Raw genomic sequence first — 5,765 nt, 5'->3', positions numbered from 1 at the left:
TTGCTTCCGGCTAACACCTATGAGCCTCAAACCTCACTGGCCCTTCAGCTGGAGGTTGACAATACCTTCCCGGGAGGCGATGCCCGTACCCCGGGTTACTGGAAAAACTGGAATACCTGCACCGGCGGCGGACAGCAATTCACCGCAACGGCAAATGCCGATGACATGAACGGGGATGGTCTAATCACCGCTTACGACAGGGTTTACTCCGGTTGGGCATTGCTCGATGACATCATTGATTTGTTTGGAATCGCCTGGGGTGATTTTGTGCTGGATAATTGCTATGATGCACAACTCATCCTCGACAACCGCGATCTGGATGGTGTGAACCGTGCAAGCGATCCGGCCTATAACCTGGCCAAACACTTGCTGGCTTACCAGCTGAACCAGGGCGCCGGAGCCTATATCTGCTTTGAATTGATTGCCATTGAAACGGAAGCTGTTGACCTGCTTATTGCCATTGGATTCGATGGAACAGGATATTTCCTGAATAAACCCAAGACCCCCTTACAAAAGCAACAAGCCAGCCGGGCCCTTGAACTGGGTGCCATCCTTGATGCCTACAACAACAACGAAGGCTGTCCGGGTGGTGGCGGCGGTGAGGATCCGCCTGTGGTGCCTGATACCCCACAACTTGTTTGCCCGCCGGCAACTACAATCAATGGGAAAAAATTAGACCAAGCTCAAATTCAGGCAGAATTTAATGCTTGGCTGGCTTCTGCAGTGGTCCTGAATGTTCCCGATGCAATAATTTCTCCTTCAACCACAACTGCACCAAGTTGTAATGGATCCGTTGAGGTAATATTTACCTGGAACGGTGGAGAAGAACCCCAAACCTGTTCATCAACCTTCACTGTCACTTGTCCGGGGGTAAGATCAACTGAAATTGAATTCGGTTCAGATCTTATGCTTGCAGAAGCTCAAGTGAGATTTTACCCGAACCCCTTCAGCGACAAAATCACCTTCGAATTTGTGGCTGCCGAAGATGCCCATGCAAGGTTTGAAATCATCAACCTCACGGGCCAGCGGGTGGCCATGCTGATGGATGGTCCCGTTGAACAGGGCGTCACCTACCAGGCTGAATTCAGCCCGGGAGATCTGATTTCACAAATCCTGATTTACCGTTTGATCGTTAAAAATACGGTTCAATCGGGAAGGATTATTTACCAGAAATAATGACATCCTAAAAAGAAGGAAAAGTCCTTTTGAAAAACTGAATAATTAATTGTGTTTAAATGTTTTTGGGGGCACAATTCCTTCTTAATCAAGAAAAGAGGCCGGCACAGGAGAGTCCGGCCTCTTTCTTTAAACCTCTCCGACCCCTGTCATTTGCCATTTTTTTCTTATTTTGTGAAAAATTATCGGATACGCCTTAAGTTTCATCATAATTATGCCAATAAAGCCAGACCAGGAACTTATCGGTCAACTCCTTGATTTCAGGAAGTCTTTGCACCGGCATCCGGAACTCTCAGGAAAAGAAGCCCAGACGGCTTCCAGGATCAGGAAATTCCTGCTGGAGACCAAACCCAACCAGCTCCTGGAGAAAGTTGGGGGCCATGGCCTGGTCGCCATCTATGATTCCGGCCTTGAGGGCCCCGAGCTGATGCTGCGCTGCGATATCGATGCCCTGCCCATACAGGAGGTCAACGACTTTGAGCACCGCTCGGAAAATGAGGGCATCGCCCACAAATGCGGTCACGATGGCCATACCGCCATCCTGTCCGGAGTGGCATCCTTGCTGGGGCAGCAAAGGCCCAAAACAGGGCGTGTGGCGCTTTTGTTTCAGCCCGACGAGGAAACAGGCAGGGGCGCGGAGAAAGTCCTTCACGACGAGGCTTTTGAGGTTCTAAAGCCCGATATGGTGTTTGCCCTGCACAACCTGCCCGAATTTGAAGAAAATGCCATCGTGGTCAAGGAAGGCCCCTTTGCGTCTGCCTCCCGGGGCATGATCATCACCCTCAAGGGGAAGTCCTCCCACGCTGCCCATCCCGAACAGGGCAACAGCCCCCTCAACATGTTGCGCAGCCTGCTCATCGCACTGCCCGCTTTGCCTAACCTAAAGGACACCTTCGACGACTTTTCGCTGGTCACCATCATCCACGCCCGCCTGGGCGAACGCGCCTTCGGCACCAACCCCGGCGAAGCCGTCGTGATGGCTACCCTCAGGTCATACCTCGATCCCGACATGGACAAACTGACGTTTATGGCTGAGAACCTGGTGAAACACCTGGCTTCAAAACATAAGATTGAGACCTCCATCGAATACACCGAGGTGTTCCCGGCCACCGTCAACCACCCCGATGCCCTTGAAACCGTTATCAGAGCCGCTGAGATGAACCAATCGCAAATCCTCAGCATTCGTGAACCCTTCCGCTGGTCGGAAGACTTCGGACATTTCACTGCAGCTTATCCCGGGGCTTTGTTTGGCATAGGTGCCGGGAAAAACCATCCCGGGCTGCATAACAACAATTACGACTTTAACGATCATCTCATTGAAACCGGGGTGAATGTTTTTATGCATATCATCAGTCAGAAAAATCAGTTCAATGTTTAATCCTTCCCATATCGAGATCAGCCGTTCGGCTTACATCAGCAACATCAAATACCTCAAAAAGATCATTGGCAAAGAAGCCAGGATATCCTCGGTGATCAAGGGCAATGCCTATGGTCACGGCACAGCAATCATCCTGCCCCTGGGTGAAGAAGCCGGGCTGGATCATTTCTCCGTATTCTCGGCCCAGGAAGCCCTGGAGGCCTTTAAGGTGAAGCAGCCCGAAACCCGCATCATGATCATGGGCCATATCGGCGATGATGAGCTGGAATGGGCCGTTGAAAACGGGCTTGAATTCTATGTGTTCGAGAAAAACCGCCTGGAACAGGCCATCGGGCTGGCGAAAAAGACAGGCCGCAAGGCCCGCATCCATATCGAAGCCGAAACTGGATTTCACCGGACCGGATTTGAATATGCGGAATTGCCCGAACTGGTTCGCTTCATGAAACAAAACCACGGGCATTTGGTTTTTGAAGGCTTGTGCACCCATTATGCTGGCGCGGAAAGCCTGGCCAATTATCTGCGTGTTAAAAACCAGATCTCAAGTTATCGGAAGTTTTACAGTTTTTTCAAGCGGCATGGCCTGCTGCCCAACTACCGCCATACCGCAGGCTCAGCGGCAGCCCTCACCTACCCTGCCACCATTATGGATATGGTGCGCTTCGGCATTGCACAGTATGGCTTCTGGCCCAGCCCCGAAACACAGATGTTCCGCTTCAAAAAGGAAAATGTGCCCGACAATGTTTTGAAAAGGGCCCTTTCGTGGAAGTCCAGGGTGATGGTGGTCAAGGAAGTGGAGGCCGGTCAATTCGTGGGATACGGGGATTCCTACCTCGCCAATAAGAAAATAAAAATCGCTGTGATCCCCGTGGGCTACAGCAACGGTTTCAGCCGTTCGCTGAGCAATACCGGCAGGGTGCTTATCAGGGGAAGAAGGGTGCCGGTGATCGGGACCGTCACCATGAATACAATGACCGTCAATGTGACCGATGTGCCCGGCGTAGAGCAGGGCGATGAAGTGGTGATGATCGGCCGCCAGAAACGCATGAACATCAGCATTGCCTCCTTCTGCGAGATGAGCAACCAGCTCAACTACCAGCTGCTGGCCCGCCTCCCCGCCAACATCCCCCGGATCATCGTAAAATAATCGCCTTTTTCGCTATCAGCAGAATAAAGTTTTACTTTTGCAGCAATCAAAACAATCCATACGATGCCAGATACAAGAAGCTTTGCCAGCGACAACAATGCCCCTGTCCATGAGGCCGTTTTCCAGGCCATGCTGGATGCCAACCGTGGCGATGTGATCGCCTATGGCGATGACCCCTATACCGCCGATGCCGAACAGAAGTTCCGGGAACATTTTGGTCCCGATACCAGGGTCTTCTTTGTGTTCAACGGCACAGGAGCCAACGTATCCGCCCTGTCGCACCTCACCCGCCCCTGGCAGGCCATCATCACCTCCGAGACCGCCCACATCGAGAATGATGAATGCGGTGCACCCGAGAAGTTTAGCGGTTGTAAGCTACACATCCTTTCCGCTCCCGATGGGAAGATCCGCGTGGAACAAATCAAGCCCCTGATGCACTCGGTAGGCTTTCAGCATCATTCACAACCCAGGGTCGTCTCCATCACCCAGGCCACCGAAATGGGTACCGTCTATACCCCTGCCGAGATCAGTGATATTGCCCGCTATGCCCACGAAAACAATATGCTGCTGCATATGGACGGCGCCCGCATTGCCAATGCCGCTGCAGCACTGGGCATCTCTTTCCGCGAAATGGTGACCGATACCGGGGTCGATGTGCTATCCTTCGGGGGCACAAAAAATGGCATCCTCCTGGGCGAAGCCGTGGTGTTCCTCAAAGGCGACCTGGGAAAGGATTTCGAATACGTGCGCAAGCAATCGATGCAGCTGGCCTCCAAGATGCGGTACATAAGCGCCCAGTTCAACGCCCTGCTCACCAACGACCTCTGGCTCCATAATGCCCGTCACGCCAATCGTATGGCACAACTCCTGGCCGAAAAAGTGCGCGACATCCCCCAGGTGCAGGTCACCCAAAAGGTTGAAATCAACGGCGTCTTTGCCATCGTGCCCAAAACAACCATCGAAAAGCTCAGGAAGAAATACTTCTTCTACATGTGGAACGAAACCCGCTCAGAAGTCCGCTGGATGACATCCTTCGCAACCACCGAAGAAGACATCGAAAAGTTTGTGGAGGCGCTGAAAGAGGCGCTTTAGGTTAGGGGTTCAATGTTCAAGGATCAAGGATCAAGGTTCAAGGTTTAAGGTTAGGCTTCAGGCAAATCAAAAATCATAAATCGTTAATCGTTAATCTGAAATCAAAAGGCTTGGGTCTTACTCCCCCTTTGGAGAGCTTGTCTCGCCTCAGGCGAGGGGGTTGGGGGGAGGTTCTTTCAATTCAAGGTTCAAGGTTCGGGGTTAACTTCTTAAATCATAAATCGTTAATCGTTGATCTGAAATCAATCGGTTGAGGGTCCCGATGCCCACCTTCTCCTTTGTACGAGATGGGGAGAAATTTTCAATATTTTCAATATTTTCAATATTTTCATTTCTGTAAAAATGAAAATTTCCCAGTTTTTTTGCAAAAAGTGATGCAAGTGGCCGAGACCGATGAGAAGCGTGACCTCTTGCTGCTGGGATCCCTCACCACTTTAAGTGCCTGCCTTGTCAGGATTTTTGGTTTTTATAACAACCGGAGTGTTTATCCCAAGCTGTTTTTGTTCGTGACCGCCCGGACTTCTGCCGGCAAGGGCCGGCTGACGCTCTGAAGGAATCTGGGGCAGAAGGTCCATCCCAGCCTTCGGTAGGAGGCGGAAAACCTTCAGAAACTTTACCAACAGGAACTCACGGAATACATCGAACAGAAAGGAAAGAGGAATGCTGCCTACCGGCCCCGCAAGCCCCCGAGCTGATGAAAAGCCAACAAGAATAGAATAGAATTGAATTGAATTGAACAGAATAGAACAGAATAGAATAGAACAGAATAGAATGGAAGGCAGTGACACGGATTTTCACATCGCCGCTGCGATGATCCGGGTCCTGGTCAAGCATTCCAGCAAGGTGTTTTACGAACTGCCAGAGGAAGTGAAGCCCATCCCCCGAAGGAACCGGAAGGAAGAATTCCTCCAATTACTTCGTGCTGAATTCAACCGCCAGGTTTACCAGAGAATTGCCCGTAAACAGGGCATTCCA

The 5,765-nt window shown here is 51.3% G+C and carries 6 protein-coding genes; all 6 read left to right on the top strand.

The annotated features are described in order from the left end of the window. On the top strand, positions 1-1,176 hold a 1,176-nt coding region (locus tag V2I46_02345), incomplete at its 5' end, for a hypothetical protein (protein MEE4176329.1). Positions 1,177-1,390: 214 nt separating this feature from the next. Further along, positions 1,391-2,554, top strand: a complete 1,164-nt coding sequence (locus V2I46_02340) for an amidohydrolase (GenBank protein ID MEE4176328.1) — start codon at positions 1,391-1,393, stop codon at positions 2,552-2,554. After that, positions 2,547-3,698 carry an alanine racemase gene (gene alr / locus V2I46_02335; protein ID MEE4176327.1) on the top strand — a complete coding sequence of 384 codons (1,152 nt, stop codon included), beginning with the start codon at positions 2,547-2,549 and terminating at the stop codon, positions 3,696-3,698. The genes V2I46_02340 and alr overlap by 8 nt, the downstream gene beginning before the upstream one ends. Positions 3,699-3,761: 63 nt before the next feature. Further along, entirely contained in the window at positions 3,762-4,790 is a 1,029-nt protein-coding gene (locus V2I46_02330; protein ID MEE4176326.1) for a low specificity L-threonine aldolase, read from the top strand. A gap of 362 nt (positions 4,791-5,152) precedes the next feature. Then, a complete protein-coding gene (locus V2I46_02325) occupies positions 5,153-5,341 on the top strand; it encodes a hypothetical protein (GenBank protein MEE4176325.1) in 189 nt (62 codons plus the stop codon). Positions 5,342-5,561: 220 nt separating this feature from the next. After that, positions 5,562-5,765 (top strand): hypothetical protein (locus tag V2I46_02320; protein MEE4176324.1); only part of this gene is annotated, 204 nt, incomplete at its 3' end.

The organism is Bacteroides sp. (genome assembly GCA_036351255.1).
Taxonomy (GTDB): domain Bacteria; phylum Bacteroidota; class Bacteroidia; order Bacteroidales; family UBA7960; genus UBA7960.
This window is presented reverse-complemented; position numbering and strand designations above follow the sequence as displayed.